At 62.1% G+C, this 24007-nt stretch carries 21 protein-coding genes and 4 pseudogenes; 15 read left to right on the forward strand and 10 right to left on the reverse strand.

Annotated features, from left to right (window positions below; translation table 11 throughout):
- The first annotated feature begins 110 nt into the window (after positions 1-110).
- Together HN018_RS24390 and HN018_RS24395 are read left to right on the forward strand one after the other, a co-directional pair.
- The gene (locus HN018_RS24390) at positions 111-869 is read left to right on the forward strand and encodes an LLM class flavin-dependent oxidoreductase (RefSeq protein ID WP_239479433.1); all 759 of its coding nucleotides are present in this window, start codon (positions 111-113) and stop codon (positions 867-869) included.
- A gap of 53 nt (positions 870-922) precedes the next feature.
- Complete coding sequence (locus HN018_RS24395) at positions 923-1438, forward strand: VOC family protein (protein WP_171835364.1); 516 nt, start codon at positions 923-925, stop codon at positions 1436-1438.
- 300 nt (positions 1439-1738) lie between these two features.
- On the opposite strand, the gene HN018_RS24400 is transcribed toward HN018_RS24395, so the two are convergent.
- A complete protein-coding gene (locus HN018_RS24400; protein ID WP_239479434.1) occupies positions 1739-2131 on the reverse strand; it encodes an SDR family NAD(P)-dependent oxidoreductase in 393 nt (130 codons plus the stop codon).
- A complete protein-coding gene (locus tag HN018_RS24405) occupies positions 2118-3011 on the reverse strand; it encodes an AraC family transcriptional regulator (protein WP_171835363.1) in 894 nt (297 codons plus the stop codon). Before HN018_RS24405 ends, HN018_RS24400 begins: the two co-directional genes overlap by 14 nt.
- Positions 3012-3142: 131 nt before the next feature.
- Between HN018_RS24405 and HN018_RS24410 the strand changes: the two genes are divergently transcribed.
- On the forward strand, positions 3143-3898 hold the full coding sequence (locus HN018_RS24410; protein WP_171835362.1) for an SDR family NAD(P)-dependent oxidoreductase: 756 nt from the start codon (positions 3143-3145) through the stop codon (positions 3896-3898).
- 34 nt (positions 3899-3932) lie between these two features.
- On the forward strand, positions 3933-4850 hold the full coding sequence (locus HN018_RS24415) for an NAD(P)-dependent oxidoreductase (protein ID WP_171835361.1): 918 nt from the start codon (positions 3933-3935) through the stop codon (positions 4848-4850).
- Here HN018_RS24415 and HN018_RS24420 read toward each other — a convergent pair.
- Complete coding sequence (locus HN018_RS24420) at positions 4840-5076, reverse strand: hypothetical protein (RefSeq protein ID WP_171835360.1); 237 nt, start codon at positions 5074-5076, stop codon at positions 4840-4842. The genes HN018_RS24415 and HN018_RS24420 overlap by 11 nt on opposite strands.
- Before the next feature lie 247 nt (positions 5077-5323).
- A complete protein-coding gene (locus HN018_RS24425; protein ID WP_171835359.1) occupies positions 5324-5968 on the reverse strand; it encodes a TetR/AcrR family transcriptional regulator in 645 nt (214 codons plus the stop codon).
- 91 nt (positions 5969-6059) lie between these two features.
- On the opposite strand from HN018_RS24425, the gene HN018_RS24430 reads away from it, so the two are divergent.
- Positions 6060-6800 (forward strand): SDR family NAD(P)-dependent oxidoreductase, encoded by a 741-nt coding sequence (locus HN018_RS24430; protein WP_171835358.1) that lies wholly within the window; start codon positions 6060-6062, stop codon positions 6798-6800.
- Between the two features lie 127 nt (positions 6801-6927).
- Here HN018_RS24430 and HN018_RS24435 read toward each other — a convergent pair whose 3' ends face one another.
- Positions 6928-8160 (reverse strand): MFS transporter, encoded by a 1233-nt coding sequence (locus tag HN018_RS24435; protein ID WP_171835357.1) that lies wholly within the window; start codon positions 8158-8160, stop codon positions 6928-6930.
- Positions 8161-8381: 221 nt separating this feature from the next.
- Between HN018_RS24435 and istA the strand changes: the two are divergent.
- Positions 8382-9050: pseudogene (istA, locus tag HN018_RS24440) on the forward strand (IS21 family transposase); the annotation flags it as partial.
- A 24-nt stretch (positions 9051-9074) separates the two neighbouring features.
- Here the strand turns inward: istA and HN018_RS24445 are convergent.
- Positions 9075-10222 (reverse strand): IS3 family transposase gene (locus HN018_RS24445; RefSeq protein WP_239478892.1). Its coding sequence is split into 2 segments (ribosomal slippage): positions 9075-9961 and positions 9961-10222, totalling 1149 coding nucleotides; the frame shifts between segments, so codons are not numbered across the junction.
- A 63-nt stretch (positions 10223-10285) separates the two neighbouring features.
- Here HN018_RS24445 and HN018_RS24450 point away from each other — a divergent pair.
- The 5 genes and pseudogenes from HN018_RS24450 to HN018_RS24470 form a co-directional block, all read left to right on the forward strand.
- A pseudogene (locus HN018_RS24450) lies at positions 10286-10909 on the forward strand (Mu transposase domain-containing protein); the annotation flags it as partial.
- Positions 10910-10920: 11 nt separating this feature from the next.
- Complete coding sequence (gene istB, locus HN018_RS24455; protein ID WP_172443580.1) at positions 10921-11760, forward strand: IS21-like element helper ATPase IstB; 840 nt, start codon at positions 10921-10923, stop codon at positions 11758-11760.
- A 1604-nt stretch (positions 11761-13364) separates the two neighbouring features.
- Complete coding sequence (locus HN018_RS24460) at positions 13365-14693, forward strand: DUF4331 domain-containing protein (RefSeq protein WP_239479435.1); 1329 nt, start codon at positions 13365-13367, stop codon at positions 14691-14693.
- A 29-nt stretch (positions 14694-14722) separates the two neighbouring features.
- On the forward strand, positions 14723-16003 hold the full coding sequence (locus HN018_RS24465) for a tetratricopeptide repeat protein (RefSeq protein WP_171836566.1): 1281 nt from the start codon (positions 14723-14725) through the stop codon (positions 16001-16003).
- Positions 16000-17145: a HupE/UreJ family protein gene (locus tag HN018_RS24470; RefSeq protein ID WP_171836565.1), complete on the forward strand. Its 1146-nt coding sequence runs from the start codon at positions 16000-16002 to the stop codon at positions 17143-17145. The genes HN018_RS24465 and HN018_RS24470 overlap by 4 nt, the downstream gene beginning before the upstream one ends.
- 184 nt (positions 17146-17329) lie before the next feature.
- On the opposite strand, the pseudogene HN018_RS24475 reads toward HN018_RS24470, so the two are convergent.
- Positions 17330-18350 (reverse strand): annotated as a pseudogene (locus HN018_RS24475) (IS5 family transposase).
- Between the two features lie 569 nt (positions 18351-18919).
- On the opposite strand from HN018_RS24475, the gene mscL reads away from it, so the two are divergent.
- From mscL to HN018_RS24490, 3 genes and pseudogenes are all read left to right on the forward strand, one after another.
- Positions 18920-19396 (forward strand): large conductance mechanosensitive channel protein MscL, encoded by a 477-nt coding sequence (gene mscL / locus HN018_RS24480; protein ID WP_171836564.1) that lies wholly within the window; start codon positions 18920-18922, stop codon positions 19394-19396.
- A 319-nt stretch (positions 19397-19715) separates the two neighbouring features.
- Positions 19716-19949, forward strand: a complete 234-nt coding sequence (locus HN018_RS29580; RefSeq protein WP_171836563.1) for a septal ring lytic transglycosylase RlpA family protein — start codon at positions 19716-19718, stop codon at positions 19947-19949.
- A 411-nt stretch (positions 19950-20360) separates the two neighbouring features.
- Positions 20361-21016: pseudogene (locus tag HN018_RS24490) on the forward strand (SOS response-associated peptidase).
- A 275-nt stretch (positions 21017-21291) separates the two neighbouring features.
- Here HN018_RS24490 and HN018_RS24495 read toward each other — a convergent pair.
- Positions 21292-22086 carry a sulfotransferase family protein gene (locus HN018_RS24495; protein ID WP_171836562.1) on the reverse strand — a complete coding sequence of 265 codons (795 nt, stop codon included), beginning with the start codon at positions 22084-22086 and terminating at the stop codon, positions 21292-21294.
- A gap of 387 nt (positions 22087-22473) precedes the next feature.
- On the opposite strand from HN018_RS24495, the gene HN018_RS24500 reads away from it, so the two are divergent.
- Positions 22474-22659: a hypothetical protein gene (locus tag HN018_RS24500; protein WP_171836561.1), complete on the forward strand. Its 186-nt coding sequence runs from the start codon at positions 22474-22476 to the stop codon at positions 22657-22659.
- Between the two features lie 322 nt (positions 22660-22981).
- Here the strand turns inward: HN018_RS24500 and HN018_RS24505 are convergent, their stop codons facing one another.
- Both HN018_RS24505 and HN018_RS24510 read right to left on the reverse strand, forming a co-directional pair.
- Positions 22982-23491 carry a ProQ/FinO family protein gene (locus HN018_RS24505; protein ID WP_171836560.1) on the reverse strand — a complete coding sequence of 170 codons (510 nt, stop codon included), beginning with the start codon at positions 23489-23491 and terminating at the stop codon, positions 22982-22984.
- Positions 23492-23619: 128 nt separating this feature from the next.
- On the reverse strand, positions 23620-23988 hold the full coding sequence (locus HN018_RS24510) for a hypothetical protein (protein WP_171836559.1): 369 nt from the start codon (positions 23986-23988) through the stop codon (positions 23620-23622).
- Positions 23989-24007 lie beyond the last annotated feature (19 nt).

Below are 24007 nucleotides of genomic sequence, written 5' to 3' on the forward strand. Positions count from 1 at the left end.
TTAATGGCTGGGTGATGTCTACGGGCGACAGTTTTGGAGCTGGAGACGATGGTGATCGCGTTCAAAGGCAGCCACTTCGAGCGTGACATGAGGACCATGCAACCGTCGACTTGCTTCCCTCGGGGCGGGCCGAACTGATGGTCGGCCGCGGCGCCTTCGTCGAGTCGTTCCCGCTGTTCGGCCACGCGCTGGACGACTACGAGGCGCTCTACGACGAGAAGCTCGGCCTCCTGCTCGACCTGTTCAAGACCGAACGCGTGACGTGGCTTGGCCGCTTCCGCCCAGCGTTGCACGAGGCCGAGATTGCGCCACGGCCGATGGGCCAGCAGCAGCCAGTCTGGATCGGTGCCGGCGGCACGCCAGCAAGCGCCGTGCGCGCGGGCCGTGCCGGGTTGCCGATGAACCTTGCCAACATCGGCGGCGAGCCTGCGCGCTTCGTTCCATTCGTCGAGCTTTATCGCCGCAGCGGCCTCGCGGCCGGACATGATCCCTCGCATCTCAAGGTCGGCATCTCGAGCCACCTGCATGTCGCCAAGGACGCGCAGCGGGCTCGTGAGGACTTCTACCCGTACTATGCGCGCTACATGGGCCACAACCTGCCGAACCGAGACCGCGGCTGGCAGGTGTCGCGGGACGACTTCGAGGCGCTGGCCGGCCCGCGCGGCGCGTTGTTCGTCGGCAGCCCGCAGCAGATCGTGGACAAGATCCTCTACGAGCACGAACTGTTCGGCCACGAGCGCTTCATGGCGCAGATCGATATCGGTGGCCTGCTGTTCGGCAAGGTCGCCACTGCGATCGAGCTGCTCGCGGCCGAGGTGCTGCCGGCTGTCCGGCGTGCGACGCGGGGACAGGTGTCGGAAGCCGCTTAGGTCCAACCACCGGGCCGGGAGGCCCATTCAACAGATTTCAAAGGAGCACGCCCATGTCTCAGTCCAACCTAGGTGCAAGTGACAAAAGTACGTCGCGGCCCATCGCCGCCGGGACGAGGATCGGCCACGTCCACCTCAAGGTTGCGGACCTGGGCCGTTCGCTGGCGTTCTACGTCGGCGTGCTCGGGTTCGAGCTGGTGCAGCACTTCGGCCCGCAGGCGGCCTTCATCTCGGCGGGCGGCTATCATCACCACATCGGTCTGAATACCTGGGAGAGCCGTGGCGGCCGACCGCCGGCGCCCGGGACGACCGGGCTGTTCCACCTGGCGATACTGTATCCTACGCGGGCGGATCTGGCGGACGCGCTCCGACGTCTGAACGCTGCGGGCATCACCCTCGACGGTGCGGCGGACCACGGCGTGAGCGAGGCGCTCTATCTGGCTGACCCCGACGGCAACGGCCTGGAACTCTATTGGGACAGGCCGGACGAGGATTGGCCACGCGACGAGAACGGCTCAATTGTCGCTTACACGCGTCGGCTGGATTTGGGCGGGCTTCTTGCGATATGAGGCGGCCTGGAATTATAGCTGTAGCAAACCGCAATATGGGTGCCGTTGGTCGCAATCATTGGTGGGCTATACCCAAGATTATTGCATTGGGATTTGAAGAATTCGACCCACAATCAATGCACGTGTGCGCGTAAAGGCGTGTATTCGTCCGGTGAGGGCGGCGGCTGGTCTGGGTTGCTGTGATTGCGGTGGGCAATCTAGATGTCGTCGAACACCTAATTGCTACCGGTGCCTAAGCCACAAGCCCGCGTGACTTCGGTATGCTCCAACGTGACCAGAACTATACATCATCGAGAAACTCTATGTACCGTTCTGCATCGCGCCAAACAGGGCAGCGCGGGCCGCATCATAACTGTCCCATAGCGCGAGGTCATGCACCGAGCGCAGCGTGACCGCCTCGCCCCGGTCGAACCCGACCAGGGCCGCGTCCACCATGTCCTCCGCCGTCATGACGGTAGCCGGGTGGAAGGCGGACAGCCGGATGCCGGCCTGGTCGTAGAACTCGGTGGCGACGCTTGCCGGCAGGACAACCTGCAGCCGCACTCCGGACCCGGCCAATTCTTCTTGGATGCCCCGGCTGAACGCCAGCACGAACGCCTTGGTGCCGCTGTAGAGCGACGTGATCGGCAGCGAATGCAGCGCCATCACCGGTGGCTGGGGTGGCGGCAGCGGGCGGCGCTCAGGCTGCAGCACGCGCCTCGATCCTCGCCAACCCGGCGTCCCGGACAGGTGAGAGGCCAAACATGCGGCCGTATTCCCGGGTGAACTGGGTGACGCTCTCGTAGCCGACCGTGATGGCGGCGCGGCTAGCGGATTGCCCTTCGGACGCCATCAGCCGGCGCGCCTCGATCAGGCGCAGCTGCTTCTGGAACTGAAGCGGCGACAGCGACGTCACGGCCATGAAATGCCGGTGGAACGACGACACGCTCATCCCGGCGACGACGGCCAGCCGCTCAATCGGCAGCGGCCGGGCGAACTCCGCCCGCAACAGGGCGACCGCCCGCGCCACCCGCTCGCCATTGCCCTCGGGCCAGCCGAGGCGGCGGATCGCAGCCCTGTGCCGCCCCGTCATCAGCCAGTAATGCAACTCCCGCAGCAGCATCGCGTGCAGGACCGGGTCTGTGGTCGGGCGCCCAGCGAGGCGCATCAGCCGCAGTGCTGCCTCAGCCGTCTCCGAATCCGTCGGGTGGACCTGCACCAGCGCGCCGCGTGCCCGGCGTTCGCCGTTCATCTGCGCCGCCAAGTCAGCGATGATGGTCCGGTCAAGCTCAAGCACCAGCGAAAGATAGGGGCTGGCCGGGCTGGCGCGTGTGATCTGGCTGACGGTTGGCACGTCCGCCGTGATCAGCAGCGACTCGCCGGCAGAAAAGGCAAGCACTTGTGGTCCCATGGCGACCTCTTTCGCGCCTTGCAGCACCAGGCACACCAGCGGGCGGGACACCGCATGGATCAGCCCGCTGGGTGACACCGCGTGCGCGATCGCCAGTCCCGGGATGGCGGTCGGCGCCAGGCCGGTCGCATCGGCATGCGCATCGGCATAGCGGCGAACCAAGTCGAGAAGCGGATTTGTCATGGGCAGCTTATACCCGCTTCCCGCTCGCGCCGCATCCGTCTTGGCAGAAACAGGCAAGGATTATCCATTATCCGGCAAGGAAGCTGGCCCGCCCGGACCGATGTGGGTTTGGCCACATTCCGGAGTTCGTCATGGCCAAGATTTCCATCGTCACCGGCGCCAGCCGCGGTCTCGGCCGCAACACCGCACTCAGCATCGCCCATCACGGAGGGGACGTGATCCTGACTTACCAAAGCCGCAGCGACGACGCGAAGTCCGCTGTCGCCGAGATCGAGGCGCTAGGCCGCAAAGCCGTCGCCATCCAGCTCGATACCGGGAAGGTCGCAGGGTTCGCAGCCTTTGCCGAGCGGCTTCGGACCGTGCTGGCCGAGACCTGGCAACGCGACACCTTCGACCACTTGGTGAACAACGCCGGGCACGGCACCTATGCCATGCTCGACCAGACGACCGAGGCCCAATTCGACGAGCTGTGCGACGTGCACTTCAAAGGCGTCTACTTTCTAACGCAGACGCTGCTGCCGGTGATCGCCGATGGCGGGCGGATCGTTAATCTATCGTCGGGCCTGACCAGGGGCTGCTTTCCCGGCTACGCCGCGTATGCGGCCGTGAAAGGCGCGGTCGAGGTGCTGACCCGCTACATGGCCAAGGAGCTGGGCAGCCGTGGTATTGCCGTCAACACGGTCGCACCTGGCGCGATCGAGACGGATTTTGGCGGCGGCGGCGTCCGTGACAACCCGGCGATCAACAAGCTGTTCGCGGACATGACCGCGCTGGGTCGTGCCGGCGTTCCCGACGATATCGGGCCGATGATCGCAAGCCTATTGCAGGACGATAATCGCTGGGTCAACGCCCAGCGCATCGAGGTGTCGGGCGGCCAGGGCATCTGAACCCAGAGGCCGGCAAAGCATAAAGGAAGCGTCGATGCGCATCGGTATAGCAGGTCTGGGCAAGATGGGCGCCGCCATCGCGGCTCGGCTGAACGAGGCTGGAGAAGAGGTGGTCGTTTGGAACCGATCACCCCTTAAGGCGGAAGCAACCGGGCTGCGGGTCGCGGCCACGCCGCGTGACTTGGCGGAGCAGACCGAGACGGTCGTCTCCATGCTGTTCGACAGCCCGGCGCTGCAGGCGGTCTTTTATGGCGAGAGCGGGCTGCTGGCAGCGGCGCGCGGCAAGCTGTTCATCGAGATGAGCACGGTACGCCCCGAGACGCAGCAGGCGCTTGCAGCCGACGTCCAGCGAGCGGGCGGCACCTTCGTCGAGTGCCCGGTCGGTGGCACGACTGGGCCGGCGCGCTCGGGTCAGTTGCTGGGCTTGGCCGGAGGCGAGGCCGCAGACGTAGATCGTGCCCGGCCGGTCCTAGAAAGACTGTGCCGCCGGATCGAGCATATGGGCCCGGTCGGCGCCGGTGCGTCGACCAAACTCGCCATCAACCTGCCGTTGCTGGTGTTCTGGCAGAGCTTCGGCGAGGCGCTGGCGCTGGTCCGCCATCTGGGCAAGGATCCGGCCTGGCTGGTCCAGCTTTTTGCAGAGACGGCGGGCGGCCCCAACGTGCTGAAGGTGAAGGCGGCTGCGGTGGTGGCCGCACTCTCGGGTGACCCGAGCGTCGCGGCCACGTTCGAAATCGATGCGATGCGCAAGGACCTCCGGACGATGTTGGAGGAAGGCAACCTGCACGGCATCCCCCTGCCTGTTGCGGCGCAGACCCTGGTCGCGTTCGACGAGGCGAGCGTTGCCGGGCTGGGCGGTCGGGACTGTGCCTACATGCCCGCTTACTGGGCCGAGAAGCGGCTTGGCGACGGTCCCGAACCGCAGGCGGTGGCAGCCTCCGTCACGTTTTGAGGTATGGGCACCGCGTCTCCGAGAGCGGCTGCATGGCTTGGTGCCCGTCGATCGTTCCCACCGGCTTGTAGTAGTCCCACGAAGCCTTGGACTCCGCAGGGGACTTCACCTGCCAGATGTAGAAGTCATGGATCAGCCGCCCGTCTGGCCGGATTTGGCCACCATGCGTGAACACGTCGTCGACCGGTGTGGCGCGCATTCTCTCGGCCACCGTCTCACTGATCATGCGCCCAATTTTCGACACCGTGCGTCGGACGCCCCCTCCAGTCTCAGTTAATTTGCGTCTGAAACGGCCCTTGATTGCGCGTCGGGCCGCTCATCATTGCGCGTCGCTACATGTACGGCAGAGAAAGCAGGTTCTTGGGTACTCAGGCGTCGTTCCGCAAACCCTGCGGTCGGCTCTCCTCCAAGCGGAGCAACTCAACAAGGCGACGCTTCACAGCTTTGAGCGGTGAGATGGTCGCTGTCGTCGGCTACGCCAAAGGCGTTTTCCGATCCGACTGTTGATCCGGCCAAGCCAGCATGAACTGTTCGGCAAGCGCGAGCAGCCTTTCGCGTGGCGCATCGTCGCGCGCCAGCACTGACATACCTTGCACGACCGCGAGGATCAGGTCGGATAATGCCGCGGCGTTCGTTAAGGCGGGCAATTTCCCCACCGCGATGTCCTGATCGATGCGATGAGCGAGGCGCATCGCGATACCCCGGCGCACCTCGGATACCGCTGACCTGACATCTGCCGATGCTTGCGACCCACTCGCAGTGGCGCTGGCCAGCAAACAACCTTTGGGCGTCGTCTCACCGGTAAAAGCAATGGCTGCGGTCACAAGCATCTCGTGCACAGCATCTCGTGCGGTTTGCGCCGCCGCCAAGCTGTTCTCCATGTCTGCTGGGTCGCCGGCATAGCGACGCATCGCTTCGAGAAAAAGCTGCTTTTTGTCGCCAAAAGCAGTGTAGATGCTTGGAGGGGTGACACCCAGCGCCTCGGTCAGCGCGTGAAGCGAGGTTCCCTCGTAACCATACCGCCAAAACAGGTGCATTGCTCGGCGCAACGCGACCTCGCGGTCGAAGGACAAAGGCCTACCACCCGTTCGCCGTTTCGCAGTTTCGACCTTTTTCATAGCAGTCACTATTTATGCCCTGGACCGCACAAATGAAAGCCTTTAGCGTCTGTATTCATCATAGCGATGGCTATGATGAATAGGAGCGGACATGGCGAACATCACCGGGAAAGTGGCGATTGTGACGGGCTCATCCAAAGGGATCGGCGCGGGCATTGCAGAACGACTGGCGGCTGACGGAGCTTACGTCGTTGTGAATTACTCGCGCTCTGCTCAGGATGCAGCGACCGTTGTCGATCGAATCACTACGGCCGGAGGTAAGGCTTTCGCCGTCAAGGCGGACATTTCAAAGCCGGCTGAGATCCAGCCACTCATCGACAGCACGTTGAAGCAATTCGGCAGACTCGACATCCTGGTCAACAATGCGGGTGTCTACAAAATGGACTCGCTCGACAGCATTACGCCCGAGAGCTTCGACGAACATTACAATCTGAATGTTCGCGGCCTACTGCTGACTACGCAGGCTGCGGCGCGCGTGCTGCCCGAGGGCGGAGTCGTGGTCAACATCAGTTCGGGGCTGGCAAAAAGCCCATATCCGATGGTCCACGTCTACTGCTCGACTAAGGGAGCGGTGGACACGCTGACTCGCTCACTCGCGATGGAACTCGGCCCGCGCAAGATCCGCGTGGTCGGCATTGCACCCGGTTTCACCGCGACCGAAGGTAACGCGGACACTCGCGAGCAGGCGTCTGGCATGCTTGTCGCAAGGACGCCACTCGGCCGTGTGGGCCTCCCCAAGGACATCGCTGCAACCGTCGCCTACGTTGTTTCCGACGACGCGGACTGGATCACCGGCAGCACCATCGACGTCGCGGGCGGAATGGTGTTCTAGCAGCCGTGCCTTCAGCCTTCACCGGACCGAGCAGCGGCGCCAGGAGGATAGGCATGGCAGCGAAGCTCACCGCGATGGGCCGGCGTAGGGCGATTAGCGGATGCCGCCACATTGTCCCGTGCGCCAATCACGCGATCCTTGGTCGGCCTGCGTGAAGCCGTGCAATGTAGAGTGCCCCGATGGCAGCTGTTCCAAAGCCGGCCGCTGCACCGACGGCTATAGCCCAGCGTGGGCCGAAGGCGTTGGCAATCCATCCCACGAGAGGAGCACCCACTGGCTGTCCGCCCAGGGCGACGGCGAGCAGCAGCGCCATCACACGCCCGCGCATGGCAGGTTCCGTGGACATCTGCACAAGGCTTGTCGTGGATGTGGTCACTGTTTGCGACGCCGCGCCGACCGCGATGAGCGAGACGCCGAACAGGCCGTAGCTCGGCATCGCGGCGGCGACGGCATAGCCGCACCCGAAGACCGCAGCACCGATCACGATCAGCGGTAGGGTGGGGCGCTCACGCCGGGCCGCGAGCAAGGCGCCGATCACCGAACCCACCGCCATGCATGACGTCAGCAGCCCGAAGCCACCTGCCCCGGTATGAAAGACGGAAGCGGCCATGGTGGAGATAAAGATTGGGAAGTTGAGCCCAAGTGCGCCGAAGATCAGCAGCATGGCGAGCAGCACCTTCAGGTCTGGCCGCCGCCACACGTAGCGAAATCCCTCAACGAGGCTGCCGCTTTTGGCGTCGGGACGCTCGCGTGCGGTCAGCTCGCCGGGTCGCATCAGGGCCAGGGATGCGAGCACGGAGACGAAGGAGGCGGCGTTGATGATGAACACCCAACCCGAACCCACCGCGGCGATCAGCAGGCCCGCGATCGCAGGACCCACAAGCCGCGATGCGTTGAACGAAGTGGAGTTCAGCGCCACCGCGTTGGACAGGTCCGCTTCGCCCACCATGTCTGCCACGAAGGTCTGGCGCGCCGGAGCATCGAAAGCCGTGGCACACCCGAGCAGGAAAGCGAACACGTCGACGTGCCAGGTGCGGACGAGGCCGCTGACCGTGAGGAGTCCCAGGATCATCGCAAGGCCACCCATTGTCGCCTGCGTGGCCATAAGGAGCTTGCGCCGGTTCAAGTGGTCGGCCGCCCATCCTGTCCAGGGAAGCAGCAGCACCTGGGGCGCGAACTGCAGCGCCACCACGACACCCACTGCCGTGGCGTCCCGGTCGGTCAGACCGGTCAGCACGAGCCAGTCCTGCGCGATGCGCTGCATCCACGTTCCGATGTTAGAAACCAGTGCGCCAGCCGACCAGACCCGAAAATTGTGGTACTCGAACGAGCGGAATACACCCGCCCGTGGCGGACTCATGCGTATTCTTGGCCTAGAAGCCGCAGCACGTCGGCGGTCGATCCGGTCTCACCGAGCCTCGGAAAAATTCGTTCGACGCTGTTGATTGTAAGCGGCGGTCGTAATTTCCCCAGATCGGGCGGTTGAAAATTCCCCACCTGCGGCGGCGGCTAACATCGGCGCGGTGGGGCGCTGCCCAGCAATAGACCACCCTTCCTCCGGCAATCCGAGGGAGAACAGGGGTGGTCAGGCTCAGGGAACTCATCATGATCCTGGATCTGCATCGGCAAGGCCTGAGCCTGTCTGCCATCGCTCGGCAGACGGGCTTGGATCGCAAGACCATCCGCCGTTACATCGAGCGGGATCTCGAACCACCGGCCTACACACCGCGGCCCGCGTGCGTCAGCAAGATCGCAGCGTTCGAGGCCTACCTGCGGGAGCGCGTAACGGCCCACCCCGAGCTGACGGCCAGCCGTCTGCACCGTGAGCTGCGCGATCTCGGGTTCGCTGGTGGTTACACCACGGTCAAGGTCTTCCTGCGGACCATCCGGCCTAGTGCGTCCGCCGGGTTCGAGGTTCGCTTCGAGACTCCGCCAGGCCGTCAGGCGCAGGTCGACTTCGCCCATTTCCGCACCGTGTTCACCGATGAGCCCGGCATCGACCGCGTCGTTTGGCTGTTCTCCCTGGTGCTGGGCCACAGCCGCATGCTGTGGGGCCGGTTCGTGCCGCAGCAGGACATGCAGGCGGTGCTACGCTGCCACGCCGCCGCATTCGAGGCCCTGGGTGGCGCGCCGACCGAGATTCTCTACGACCGCATGAGAACCGTGGTCGATCGCGAGGTGCCGCAGGGTAGTCCCAATGACGGGCCGCAAGCAGGTCACATCGTCTACAACCGAACCCTGGTTGAGCTGCTGCCGGTTCTGTGGACACACAACTTAAGCTGACGCTTTGATACGCTCGAACTCCATAGGGCTCAGATATCCGATGGTCGAGTGGCGTCGGCGCGGGTTGTAGAACCGCTCGATGTAATCGAACACGTCAGCCCGGGCCTGGTCCCGGGTGCGATACACCTTGCGAGCTGTCCGCTCGGTTTTCAGCGAGGAGAAGAAGCTCTCCATCGCTGCATTGTCCCAGACGTTACCCGACCGGCTCATGCTGCATGTGACGCCGTGATCCACTAGGAGCTTCTGAAACTGCTCACTGCTATATTGGCTTCCCTGATCCGAGTGGTGGAGCAGCGCGTTTGGTTTACCGCGGCGCCAGATCGCCATCATCAGCGCATCCGCGACGAGCTGGGCGGTCATGGTCGCGCTCATCGACCAGCCCACCACGCGGCGTGAAAACAGGTCGATGACGGCCGCTACGTAGAGCCAGCCCTCGGCTGTCCAGAGATAGGTGAAGTCGGCGATCCACTTCTGGTTTGGCGTCGTGGCGTCGAACTGGCGATCCAGCACGTTGTCTGCCGCTTCGTGCCGGGTGCCCTTGTCCGAAGGCAGACCCCGGCGGCGTGGCCTTGCCCGCAAGGCGTGCTCACGCATCAACCGCTCGACACGGTGCAGCCCGCATGCGGCCCCCTCGGCCAGCACGTCGTGCCAGACCCGCCGGGCGCCATAGGTCCGGTCACTGCCGACGAAGCTGGCCTTGATCTGGGCGCCGAGAACCTCGTCACCGCGCGCCCGGGCACTGGGCGACCGGGAGAGCCAGGCATGAAACCCACTGCGCGAGACATCGAGCGCCTCGCAAAGCCACCGCACCGGCCAGATCCCTCGATGTTTCGCGATGAAGCCGAACTTCACAACAACTCCCTCGCGAAGTAGGCCGCGGCTTTTTTTAGAATGTCGCGCTCAGCCTTGAGCTTGGCGACCTCACGCCGCAGCCGATCGATCTCCTGCTGCTCGGGCTTGACCTGGCCGTGACCCGGAAAGGCCTGCCCAGGATCCGCAGTGAGCTCCTTGATCCAACGCCGCAGGATGTTTTCACCGACATCCAAGTCTCGGCTGGCTTGCACCACCGAAACACCACGCTCCTTGACCAGCCGGACCGCCTCCAGCTTGAACTCTCGGCTGAACTGTCGCCGTACCATCCCCACCCTCCAATCTCATGAAACACCCTAATCTCGGTGTCCACGAAACCGGCAGCAGCTCAGGTCGAGTTCGCCCGGCACTACGGCTACCTGCCAAAGGCCTGCAAAGCTTATCGGGCCAAGACCAAGGGCAAGGTCGAGCGGCCGTTCCGCTACATCCGTGAGGACTTTTTCCTCGGCCGCAGCTTTCGTAACCGCGACGACCTTAACGCCCAGTTTCGCCAGTGGCTCGACCAGGTGGCCAATGCCAGGGTGCACGCCACCACGCACCGGGTGGTCAGCGAGCACTTCGCCGAGGAGCGGCCCCGTTTGCAACCCCTACCAGCCGGGCCGTTCCAGGCCGTGCTGCGTCTGGAGCGCCGCATTACCAAGGACGGCATGGTCTCCGTCGACGGCAACCTCTACAGCGTGCCCGACACGACCCGCCGTCGTCCCGTGGAAGTGCACAGCACCGCCAACGAGGTCCGGATCCTTGAACAGGGCGCCGTCATCGCGGTGCATCCCATGATCGACGGCCGGGGTCAGCGTCGCATCATAGCGGGGCACCGGACCACGCCACCCCCCGTCAACAGCCAGACACCCCGGCAGGGCGTGCCACCCAGCCGGTCCGGCGATGTCGTCGCCCTGCGCCCCTTGTCCTTCTACGACGCCGTGGGCAAGCGCCTGGCCGACGGGGCCGCAGCGTGACCAGCTCGGGCATGCCGGAGAACCAGGTTGCGCGGATCCGGCATAACCTGGTTGCCCTGCGCATGCCGAGGGCCCTGGAGGCGCTCGAGGGCATCATCCAGCAGATCGAGCGCGGCCAGCTCGGCGCCCTCGAGGCGATCGACATGCTGCTGGCCGAGGAGATCACCGTGCGCGAGGGCCGCCGGATCAAGGCGGCTCTGCAAATGGCGCGGCTGGCCACGATCAAGACGCTGACGGGGTTCGACTTCTCTTTCCAGCCCTCGCTGGACCGCAACAGGATCATGGCCCTGGCCAGCCTGGAGTTTATCGACCAACACGAGGTGGTGCATTTCATCGGCCAGTCCGGCACCGGTAAAAGTCACTTGGCCATTGCCCTCGGGGTGGAGGCGATCCGGGCCGGGCGCAGCGTGTATTTCTGCGCCCTGGCCGACATCATTGACAGCCTCGCCAAGGCCGACCGGGAGGGACGCCTGCGGGAGCGCATCCGCTATCTCTGCCGCACCCAGCTGCTGATCATTGATGAGATCGGCTACGTGACGCTGGGTGCTGCTGCGGGAAACCTGTTCTTTCAGCTGGTCAACGCGCGCTACGAGCGCGGCGCCATGATCCTGACCTCGAACCGCGGCTTTGCCGAATGGGGTCAGGTGTTCGGCGATCCCGTCATCGCCACAGCCCTGCTAGACCGGCTACTGCACCACGCCGTGGTCGTGCACATCGAGGGCTCCAGCTACCGCATGCGCCAGCACGCCGACCTACTGCCGCCGGTCCTACCTGCCTCCCACCCGGGCGTACAACCCAAGCGCCGCGGTCGCCCGCCGAAGGGCGCAGCAGACACAATAGCGGTCTCGTAGCCAACGCCGACACCGCGACGGGGTGGGGAGATTTCGTTCGCCACTTCTGAGGAGAATTCAGCCGCCGTTGACAGCTAGCTCGCAGAGAGGTCGCCAGTCTTGGATCGAGCCGGGTTCAGCGTTGCTGATCGCTTCATGGTGCTCGATCAACCATCTGGTCAATGGCGACAAGCGGCGCGACTGACGGGATGCCTTGATGGCGCGGGTGAGGGCAGCGGATGGCTTAATCATGTCGGCGAATTTGTCATCTATCGGAGATCATAGCCGGCAAGGTCCGGTGTCGATCATGCAGATATCCGGGTTTCCACACACCAGTGCACCCGTCGTGCAGGCGCGGTGAAGCATGTGTCGTTGCCCGTAATGGACGAAGCGGTGGACGGGATGCCGGACAGGAACAAAGCCTGCTTGTCAGGAATACCGTCAGGACCTTCATCGAGCCAACGTCAGCCATGCCGCGGTTTGCCATGTAGTTCGTCGTGATGAAGCTCGGAGAACTGCACGTCACCCTAGGCGGTGACAGCACGAACAAGATCTAGTCTCTATTCAACACTACGGGACGATCTACCGGGGAGCATGAGTAGCCAAGCGTCGATCTCAGCTCGCGCCTCGGCTACGGCAGACGGAACGACCTGATCAGACGCTATCTTTCTGACACTCCCCGTAATTTCTGCGTGGGGCGCCGGAAAGATGGTCCACGCGAGCTGGCGGTCCTCAATCTGACTTACAGTGAAGCGAATGCCCCGGTGCATGAACTCGCCAGCCATAGGTAACTTCTGTAACTTCGAATGCCGTCCCGCAGCATAGCTCGAATCTCATTTGGAGAGACCACAATCGTTGCGGCCGTTACGTTTGTGATGTCTATGGATAAGCTGACGCAAGGTAATGGTTGCTGCGGCGCGGTCCACTGCTCATAGCCAGATCTCATCGCTTATGCCCTGGACTCTGCGCCGCCGTTCTGACTCTGTTCACGGCGGATGAGCTCAAGCAGTAAACGCCAACCCCGCCTTCGGATCTAGGTCACGGACCGCCGCGGCTATATCGCCATGGCCGTCTGCTCGAAGTGCAGCCGGATGGCGCCACTGCCGATCGCTGAGCTGATACGACGCTATGGCGAGATCTACCCCGTCGAAATGGCGCTGGTGAAGGTGCGATGCACCGGCTGCCAGAGCTGGGGTCGGAACATCGAGCCGAAGTGGCTCAGGCTGTGTGAGCGGGGGTGTCCGCGGCAGAGGGGTTAAGCTGGTAGGACCGACTTCGCCTGACACCAGCACCAGCCAATCCCGCCACAAGCGCCTTGTCCTGGGAGACCGCCTTTCTTTCGTAACTGATATTGACGAATGTCGATTGCAGGCCTCTTCCAGATGTCAAACGCATCACAAAAAAGAGAGTCGGATCACAAAAGCAACTTTCTTTGCATCCAGGCCCCGATTTCTCTCGAACAGTAACGCGTGGTCCGATCCGGACTCCGCCAAAGACTTCTCTCGAAGTAACTTGCGGAGCGTTCGATGAAACAGCTTCTTCTTGCAGCGACTGCACTGACCCTCCTCGCTTCGCAGACCGCGGCAACGGCTTCAAGCCATCGAGAAGCACCGATGATCGCAGGCATGCCACGTCTCGACGCGTCTGACTTCTTCTTCTTTAGGAGTTATGAGAGCGGTCGATCCAGCTACGTGACGATGATCGCTGACTACGTTCCGCTGCAGGATCCGGGCGGCGGTCCAAACTTCTACGACATGGAACATAATGGTTTCTACGACGTCAATCTTGACCTCGACGGTACCGGACGGCCAACTTATACGGTACGTTTCCGCTTCTACCCCGTGAACCGCAACATCACGCTGCCCGTCGGCGGCAAGAACGTCGCGATTGCCCTGATCAACTCGGGTCCGATAGCCGTTGGCGACGATACAGCTCAGAATGTCGGCGAGATCTATACAATCTCCCTGCTGACCTATTCAAACGGCGTGGCCGCCGAAACCATGCTGAAGGACACGAATGGGCAGTCGATGTTCCAGAAGCCGGTCGATCGCATCGGCGACAAGTCGGTCCCAAACTACGCGGCCTACGCCGCAACCTTCACCCATGACGTCGTCATTCCTGGCTGCGGCACCGGCCGGGTGTTCGTGGGACAGCGCAAGGACCCGTTCGTGGTCAATCTCGGCGAGACCTTCGACCTAGTGAACTACGTCCATCCGATCGGCGAGCAATACAACGCATCTGCACAGGACGATCTGGCAGGCAAGAACGTGACGTCAATCGTGACCGAGGTTCCGTCAAGCTGCGTCACACGGCCGGGTGATCCGGTCGTCGGCGCTTGGACAACCTCCTCGCTTGGCACCACCGTCAACGGCAAGACCACCTACCAACAGGTCTCGCGACTAGCTAACCCGCTGGTGAACGAGTTGGTGATTGGGCTCAAGGACAAGAACAGGTTCAACATGTCCTTGCCCGCGAACGATGCTCAGTTCGGGACCTATGTCACCAACCCGACCGTACCCGCCCTGATCCAAGCACTGTATCCCACCCTAAAGGCACCGACCAAGTTTCCCAGGAACGACCTCGTTGCGGTGTTCCTGACCGGCATTGCCGGGGTGACCGCACCGGCCCATTTGATCAATGCCGCCGAGGAGATGCGACTTAACACCAGCATCCCGATCACTCCATACGGATCGCAGAACCGGCTCGGTGTCATTGGTGGTGATAAGGCCGGGTACCCGAACGGACGCAGGCCGGGCGATGACGTGGTCGACATCACGCTACGCGTGGCAATGGGACGACTCTATTCACTGGGCCTGTACGGCACTCCTGCTGACGCGCCTTCTGGGCTCGTGGACCTGACGGACGGCGCATATACTGACGACACCCACTACCTGACGACCTTCCCTTACGTGAAGCCGCCGCTGTCGGACTCGCATCAGCCGGCTCACGAATAGCCACACCGTTTGGCAAAAGGAGCGCCACGATGATGACATACGACGTCACATCGTGGCGAGCGGTGCTGCATATCGGTTCGGTTGTGACCCCACGTTGGTCCGGTATCCAACCGGCGAGGTTGCGAATGCTGCTGGTTGCCGCCTTGCTCTGCACGCCGCTGCACGCTGGGCGGACGTCGCCGTCGATCCCGACCAGTGATAGCATGGTGCTGGAGCAGGTGCCGGGAAGCCGGGACATGTCAGGCATCGCCTTACGACGGCTGAACACAGCGCTGGCGCTTGACCGAAACAATTCAGTTCTTGCCGTGCAGGTAGCCCGCCTGGATCTCGAGCAGTCGCGCAAGCTCGGCGACCCGCGCTATCTCGGCCGCGCCGAGGCGGCCTTGTCCTCATGGCCGGTTACAGCATCAGCCACACCGCCCGACATACTGCTACTCTACTCGATCATACAGCAGAGCAATCATGACTTCACCGGTAGCCTGGCAACGCTCGCCCGGGTCATCGCAGCAAAGCCGGACTCGGTGCAGGCTTGGCTCGTCCGTGCTGCCGTGCATCAAGCTCAGGCTGATTACAAGGCGGCGTCGCTTGATTGCGGACAGGTTGCCAGTGGTCGGCTGGGCCTAGTCCCCGACACCTGTACCGCTTCGGTCATGTCCCTGACCGGGCGCGCCACGGTAGCCCTGCGCGCGATCGCGATCTCGCTGCAGCAGAACGCTGCCGAAGCGCGTTCGCAGCCCGGTATCGCTGTTTGGACCCTCACCCTCGAAGCCGAGACGGCAGACCGTCTTGGCGATCCTTCGGCGGAAACATACTACCGGCAGGCCTTGGCGATTGACCCGAACGATCCCTACCTGCTTGGCGCTTGGAGCGACTGGCTGCTTGATCACGGCCGACCTCTCGACGTCGTGGCCTTGCTAGCCGATCGGACACGGATTGATCCGCTGCTCCTGCGCTTGGCTCTCGCCGAGCAGCAGACCAAGCGCGGCCAGCTCGCTCGGCATCTCGACGAGCTTGAGGCGCGGTTCGATGCCAGCCGACTGCGCGGCGAGACCGTGCATCGGCGCGAGGAAGCACGCTACATGCTGGCTCTGCGACATCGTCCGATCGAGGCACTGGCACTGGCGCAGGCAAACTGGACCGTGCAGCGGGAGCCTGCGGATGCGCGCATTCTACTGGAGGCGGCGATCGCCGCTGGGCGTCCAGGCGCGGCTGCACCAGTGCGAGCTTGGCTTAGCGACAACGGCGTCCAGGATCCACGTCTTGCGGAACTCGCTACCCGAACCACAGCGTCGATCGGCGGCAAGTCGTGATCCGGCGGCTCCTGCTGGCGCTGCTTGCCATCCTGGCCTGCTCCACTCGGGCTGACGCGCACAGCGCCAGCAGCTCGTACCTCCATGTAGTGATGCAGAATCGGACGATGGGCGTGCAGTGGTCAATCGCCCTGCGTGACCTCGACTACGCAATCGGTCTCGATGCGGATGGCAACGGCGCGATCACCTGGGGCGAGCTGCGACAAAAGCAGGGCGCGGTTGTCGCCTACGCGATGTCGCGCCTGTCGCTGCACGCTGACGGGGATATCTGCACGCCCGGCCCGGTCACGCTGCTGGCTGACGAACTTGGCGACGGGGGCTACGCAGTGCTTCGATTTGTAGCGCAATGCAATCACCGGCCGACCCAGATCTCGGTACGCTACGGATTGATGTTCGACCTCGACCCAATGCATCGCGGGCTGCTCAACGTCATGATGTCGGGCGTGCCTCATGCGGTGGCGCTATCTCCCGGTCAGCCGGAGGCGACGTTCAACGTCACGCCCGGCTATGGCGACACCATCCGCACCTTCTTCCTGACCGGCATGCACCATCTACTTACCGGCATCGATCACATGATGTTCGTGACCATGCTCCTAGTGCCGGCGATGTTCCACCGCCGGTTGCGCAGCCATGGGCTCGACGTGGTGCTGATCCCGGTGACGCGGTTCCGCAGCATGTTCCTGGAGTCCGTCAAGGTGCTCAGCGCGTTCACGCTGGCGCACGGCACCACGCTCACGCTGTCAGTCCTGCACATCGTAAGCATCCCGGAACGATTAAGCGAGGCAGGGATCGCGCTGACGATCCTGATCACAGCCTTGGACAATATCTTTCACCTCATCCCAGGGCGCCGGTGGCCGTTGGCGTTCCTGTTCGGACTGGTGCACGGACTCGGCTTCGCCACCGCACTCGGACCGCTGGCGCTACCACCAGTGGCACTCGGCGCGGCGCTGCTCTCGTTCAACTTGGGGCTGGAAGCCGCACAGGTATCGATCGCCCTCGTCGTGCTGCCGATCGGCTTCGCACTCCGCAACACGCGGATCTATCCACGACGGATCATGCCGGGCATCTCCACCGCCGTCGCCTTAGTTGCGTTCGCCTGGTTCACCGACCGCACCTTTAACCTCGGCTTGATGCCGTTCTGATAGTCACGGTGGCTAGAATTTGCGTATGAGATGAAGTATCCAGAGACGCGTAACCGAGCAATTGGCAACGGGCGTGAATAGCGTCGCCAAGATGACAAAGCTACCCGATTCACCAACGACACAGCCAAAAAACTGGGCACGCGGAGCGCACAGTGCCGCGCGCTGGCGTTGGCGCATGGATCGCTTAGTAGGTTTGGACCACCCTACCCGCGGTGATGTTAGGATGCGTGAACGAGACAGGCTTGGCTGTTCGGATCATGCGATTGAGCGCGCTGATGGCGATGGCGACCTCACCCTGCTGGCCATCAGCTGACCGGGCTCGCAGCTTCGGGCCAACGCTGTGCTTGTAGCGACCGATCGCGGTCTCTACGAGACTGCGGCGGCCATAGCCGGTAGCTTCTCTGTCAGGCCATGCGGCCTTTCTCGGCGATCAGTCGGACATGGCGGTCGCGAGCCGACAGGCCGCCGGCGCGGGTAAGGGTTTCGTTCGCGGCAATTCTCGACGTGGCGCGCGGCGGGATGACGATGTTGGGCGGCGGATCGCGCTGGCGCAGGGAAGCCGCCCGGTAGACGGACACACCGTCATGGGCCCCGTCAGCGATCACGCTGGCGATCGGTGTCTCCACCGTTGCCGGCAGGCTCGGCACCGCAGTGATGTCACCCACATCGGGATCGGTCAGGATGTGCGCCACGATCTCGCCGGTCCCGACATCGACGCCCAAATGCATCTTTTGCCATTGTCGCGGAGTGCGGCCGTGCTTCTCGCCGTTCCATTCGCCCTGGCCGAACGTCTGCAGTCCGGTGCTATCGAGCACGACATGTATCGGCCTGTCGTGCCGCAGGGTCCGCGGCTGGCGCCCGGCGAACGCCCGGCCGCGACGGCTGAGCGTGGTATGGTCCGGCACCGACAGATCCAGGCTCAGAAAACGCAGCACCGAGCGTGCGAAGCCTTCGGCCTGGCGCAGCGCCAGATGGAACACAACTCGTAACGTGAGCACCAACTCGATGGCCATATCCGTGTAGAGAGGCTGGCCACCGCGCGTCGTCCGACGTGAGGCAGTCCATCCGGACAGCGCCGCCTCGTCCAACCAGAGCGTCAGGTCACCGCGTCGCCGCAGGCCCGCTTTATAGGAAGGCCAGTTCGCCACCCGCCGCCGCTGCTTTAAGATGCAATGGCGGCGGGCGGCATTGTGCTTGAACGACATGCCCGTCACGTAGCCGGGCAAACCACATCACGTCACCTGTACTATCCACGCATCAACGCCTCGTAGGCCTGTTTCGGTTCGGGCATCCTGAAATCAACCGCGGATAGGGTGATCCAAACCCAGTAGACGATCCATGCACCAACGCCCTTTGCCGCTGCGTTCGCGTCCACGGTGGGGACAGGGACTAAAGCTTCTAAACGATCGACTTTGCGCTGCGCCGCCATAATCAGATGCCTCTAAGGCCAGGAAATCACAGCGAATGCTCGATAAGGTGTTATTATCGCTCCCAAAGCTTTGAGCTGTTATCCCTCCCGCGCGCGGAAGTAATGCAACTGCGCGTGCCTAGTAGGACATCAGCTGTTTACGTCGTCGTCCACCTATTCAAACGATACAGACGTAACAGCCGGCAAGCCTACGGCTCCAGCGTTTCCTTGCTTCAAGCGACAACGCAGTTAGATAACTTCGTGCTCTGACCAAGCCAACATCCTTTGCGTTTGTCCAGTTTTGGCGTCATCGTCTCAGTAAGGCGTATCGGAAGACGCCTGTAGAGCAGCACACTGGAGCATGACATGGCCTTAAAGGTTACAGCACTACACACGCCCGGCTGGATAGGCGAATTTCGCGCTTTTATCATGCGGGGCAATGTAGTCGATTTGGCAGTCGGAATCATCATCGGCGCATCGCTTACCACTATCGTGCAGAGTTTAGTCAAGGATATCTTCACACCGTTGATCGGCTTGCTCGTAGGCAACATCGACTTCTCGGACATCTTCTTCACCCTTAAAGGTGAGCATTACAAGACGCTGGTAGAAGCGCAAAAGGCCGGGGTGCCAACGGTCAATGTTGGCATCTTTCTCAACGCTGTGATCCAATTCCTTATCGTTGGGCTGGTGATCTTCTGGGTGGTAAAACTGTTAACTCGGATGCACGTGACCCAAGCTGCAAAGACCGCGGTGGCAGAGCCAACTCCAAGTGAATTGCTCCTGATGGAAATCCGTGACCTCATGGCTCAGACCGCAGGAAGAGTGCCGAAGCCAAACCAATGACTACTCTATAAACTAGAGTGATATCCAATTGGCATCGTGGCCAGTAGTGTCTCCCGGAGTGCGGGGTCGTTATTCCCAAACTGGAGTAACGAATGCTGTCGTATAAATGATTTGCATTTGTCTGTATCTGTCCCAGATGACAGGCATGCCCTCATCTCTCCAAAGCTTCACCATCTCCTGCATTCTTCTAATTGTAGGCGCTACAGCAGCACAGGCGCATGGTCATCGGCATCGTCAGTTACATGCGAACCACCACAGTCATCGCCTCGCTACTAACAACACAGCCAGCTTCTACGGTTGGCGCCAACGAGGGCATCGAATGGCGAACGGAAAACGGTTCGATCCTTTGGCGATGACTGCAGCCAGTCGGACGCTACCCCTGGGCACCACGGTCCGTGTGACGAACTTGGAGAACCACCGGAATGCGCTGGTGCTGGTGACCGATCGCGTAGGTCGCCGCGGCCGGGCGCTCGACCTCAGCCTAGGCGCTGCACGGCATCTCGGGATGCAGAAGCAGGGTCTCGCGCGAGTGCGGATCCAGCGGATCTCTTAAAAAGAGTCGAGGACTCTTGCCGCCGACGGTCGTTTAGCGTCGAATCGTCTCCATGAGATGGCGCTCGCGTGGGATAATCGAGGATGGACGGCAAATGCTGCTCCGCTTGCCCATGCGCATTGCCTGGCTGCAGAAGGCCCGTGAGGCAGTCGCTCGGACTACGGTAGGGGTGCTGCGGGTCGCCAAGACGCCGTGGCGTGTGTGGGACGGCTTCCTTGACGGGGAGCCAGTCGCCGGTGGCTACAGCCTTGATGAAGCCATGGCCAAGCTTGAGACATTCGCTCGATGGCGGATGGGTGAGCAGCCAAGCTAAATAGGCGCTCAGACCAGCGTGTAGGCAGGGTAGGGGCTGCCCTCGAAACTTACCTGTAGCCGCGGCCTTTGCAATCGGTGCTCTACAAGGACACCGCCATGTGCAATCTGTATTCGATCACCAAGGGTCAGCAGGCGATCCGCGACCTGACCAGGGCGATGTTCGACAGCACCGGTAACCTGCCTTCAATGCCAGGCGTCTTCCCCGACTACGCGGCGCCGATCGTTCGCAACACGCCCGCCGGTCGGGAGTTGACCCTGGCGCGCTGGGGTATGCCGTCGCCAGCCTTTGCACTGAAGGGCCGGAAAACCGACCCTGGCGTGACCAACGTGCGCAACACGACGTCCCCCCACTGGCGGCGCTGGTTGGGATCGAGAGCCGGTGCGTGGTGCCGTTCACCAGCTTCTCTGAGCACGAGGCCCTACCGGACGGAACAAAGCCGCCGATCTGGTTCGCGCGGAATGAGACCAGGCCGCTCGCCTGCTTCGCGGGCATTTGGACCCGCTGGACCTCGGTGCGGAGTGTAAAGGAGGGCGAGACCACCAACGACCTGTTCGCCTTCTTGACCACAGAGCCGAATGTGCTGGTCGGTACCTACCATCCCAAAGCGATGCCGGTGATCCTAACGACCCAGGGCGAAATCGACGCGTGGATGACAGCGCCAGCACCGGTTGCGCTGGTGCTACAGCGACCATTGCCGGATGGGGCGCTAGTCGTAGTGGCTCGCGGGACCAAACAAGATGGAGCGGAATAGAACTTCTCTTAACATTATTATCGACTAAATAGTAAAGATCGAGGCGCGTCTGGATCAGAGTGGGAAATAAGGCGTGGCATATTTTCTACTGACCAGCATATTTAGCCCAATGCATTAAATGAAAATTATACTCCACAATCCGTTCACGCGGCAGATGTGTTATTTGAGCAGCAGAAGCTAACAAGAGCCGTTCTCAACTTCCGTTTCCAGCAGCCGCTGCACAACTAGTTTACTGAGAATAAGGTTGTCAAATTAGGGTAAAGCTACAACTAATCTCACGAAAGACGATGGGGGATTTGAGTGGCCAACTGACGAGCACAGGCGGTTTCATAGATTAAATGATCAATCACCGTGAGCTCGGCAATCAGATCAAGTGAGGATTGGGTAAATCTTTCAACCGCTTGATTGTAGGTAGCAACATTTTCACGGGGAATTTCGTCGGCGGATGTTGAGGCGAAAGAGAATGTGTGTTCAACTTGTTTCATAAATGCTGAAATACTACTCGTCGTGCCTAGGACATCTATACGGTCTAAAGCGGCCAGCGCCTGCTCACGAACGTAGATCTTATCAAATAAATACCGCATGTCCTCCGACGTCGTAGACAGCTTATATTGCTTCTCCGGTGACAGATCGAGCCGATTCGAGAAGTGCCACATGTTAAACCCAGAGGGCACTAGGTACCGTGCCTGGAAGTTCTCGATCATTGGCCAATTTTGTTGGTCCTGAACAAAGACGTCGAACGATTGTTGGCTAACACGCCAGTGGCTGGGATGGGCGGTGTCTCGGTGAACATGGAGGTAATGCGACAGCGTTCGTTGCACGGGATCGCGTAAAACAGTTATTGTGCGTAAATCTGTCTCGAGATATCGATCGAGATCGATCCCAAAGTGTCCGGTAAATACCTTGAAGGAAGCTAGATCACGCCGATCGAGTTGAACAAGCTGATCCCATAACTGTGCGGAGCATAGAGCACCTTCCGGCACATGCCTTGTCAGCCAGTGCCTGACTGATGTTCCTGCTGTCTTAGGGATATGAAGAAAATAGATCGGCTGATCATTAGGTTCACCCATCTTGTTACTCCAGTTCTCTTAGCTGACCTTAGCCTAGACAAGATGTCGGCCGTTGCAACCCGAGCAGCGCGCCGCTCCGATTGCGAGTGCAGCTCGGTAGGTGGCGTCAAGCTTGAGTGACCGTCCCAGGGCTTTGCGGTTAAACAGACCGCTCGGAAGGTCAGCGTTTAACGTCAATCCCCAGTCTCGCGCGCTCATCCAGGTATTCCCCGCCTGCCTTTGGTGCGCAACTCGTGGGCCCGGCGCCGGAACTTCTCTCCCATGATTGGCTCCCCTCGGGCTCTGGCTGCATCAGCAAAGCGGGTGAGGACTCTTGCCACATCGAGCAGCTGTGCCGGCGACAGCAGGCCTGGTGGCGCCGTTCGGAAACCCTGGGGCAGGGCGCGCTTGTCGTGGGTCATGCTTTCAGGTCATCGCCGCTGTACGTTTGCTACGCCTGCGCTCGACCATAGCCCGAGCCTCAGCCAGGATCTCGTCTGCGCGGTCAAGGAAGTGGGTCATCTCCGTTTCAGTCTGGGCATGCCGGGCGGCATGGCGGCGAAGCTCGATCGCTACCTTGAGCAGTTCGTCTGAGGTAAAGGCGGGGAGGGCGCATTCTCTACTCATCGGTAAGAAAAACCTTCCAGCACGGTCCCATCCGTAATCGCCCCCCAGGTCAGTGGGTCACCGGGTCGGAGCGGACCACGACCCTCAGCTGCTGGTGGTGGATCCCGCGGCTGGCTTCGTCCCACCTGTACCGGCTTCGGATCGGGCACTCCCAGGCATCGGGCGACGTGATACTGGCAGGACTTCGCGGTGGTACCGATCCGCGAGCCGATATCGTCCCACGATAAGCCGGCAGCCCGACCATCCAGGATAAGGCGGTCCTCTTCGGCGGTGAAGGTGCGATGCGAGCTCATGACGGCACCTGAGCACACATCGTGCCCAGCTGTTGCCGTGCCCGCTGGCGATGCTCCTGAGACGGAACACCTGCCGGACTGCCATCGAGGTTCCTGCGTTCCTCGCCGCCGGCCAAGGCGCTGAGGTAGCCGACCGACGTCACCCACCGATGAACGGCGCGCCTGATCGCGGTGGTGGTGACGCCCTTTCCCATGCCGGCCCGGATTTGCACGGTGACGCCGATTGCCAGGGGCACCGGATCGGTGAACACGGCCGGCCAGTGGCGCAGTAGGCGCCGCATGACCTTGTCGACCTGCCGGCTGCGCTTTCGCCGCGCACGGGCCGTCTCCTGCTTCTGCAGCCACAGATTGGCGGCTACTCTGGCCTGTCGGGCGACGAAGCCTGCTTGAGCCCATGATGGGGCAAGCGCGGTGCCGGTGATCATCACGGCGACGTCGTCTTGTGCTTCCCGTTGCCCGCTGCCGACCTCGCGATGATACAGGTAGGCGGCGACGGGGAAGGGCATGCCATCGCGCATTTGCTCGTCGCATCGCAACCACGAGGTGGCTGTTTCGGGAACCATCTTCCGGAGAATGTCTGCCACCGCCGGCGACGGCCGATCGATCGGATCACGCACAGCCTCAACAAGGCCGCTCACGACACGCCCTCGGCGTCATCGCCAAACGCCACGATAGACCGGCCATTCGTATCGATCAGCGTCGGGACGAGGTGAATCAGGTCGACCGCGAGCGACCTAAGCAATTCCACCTCCATGCTGGCGGTCATGATGCAGTTCTTGGCTGCGAGCGCCGCCCTGGCCTTCTGCAGCAAGCCCTCCCAAGTAGTCGCGTGGAGCTCGGCCAACGTCACGACCGCATCGCGCTTCGCCTTCAAGGCCTCAGATAGGCAGCGCGCGCGCTTTTGGTATTGGTCACGGTCGAATCCGACATATTCGATCCGGCGGACAAAAGCCTCCGCATTGTCAGCCCCGATCACGTCGCGACAGATCGACAGCAATTCCACATCCCGTCGTGCGGGGGTC

It is taken from the genome of Lichenicola cladoniae, assembly GCF_013201075.1.
Taxonomy (GTDB): Bacteria; Pseudomonadota; Alphaproteobacteria; order Acetobacterales; family Acetobacteraceae; genus Lichenicola; species Lichenicola cladoniae.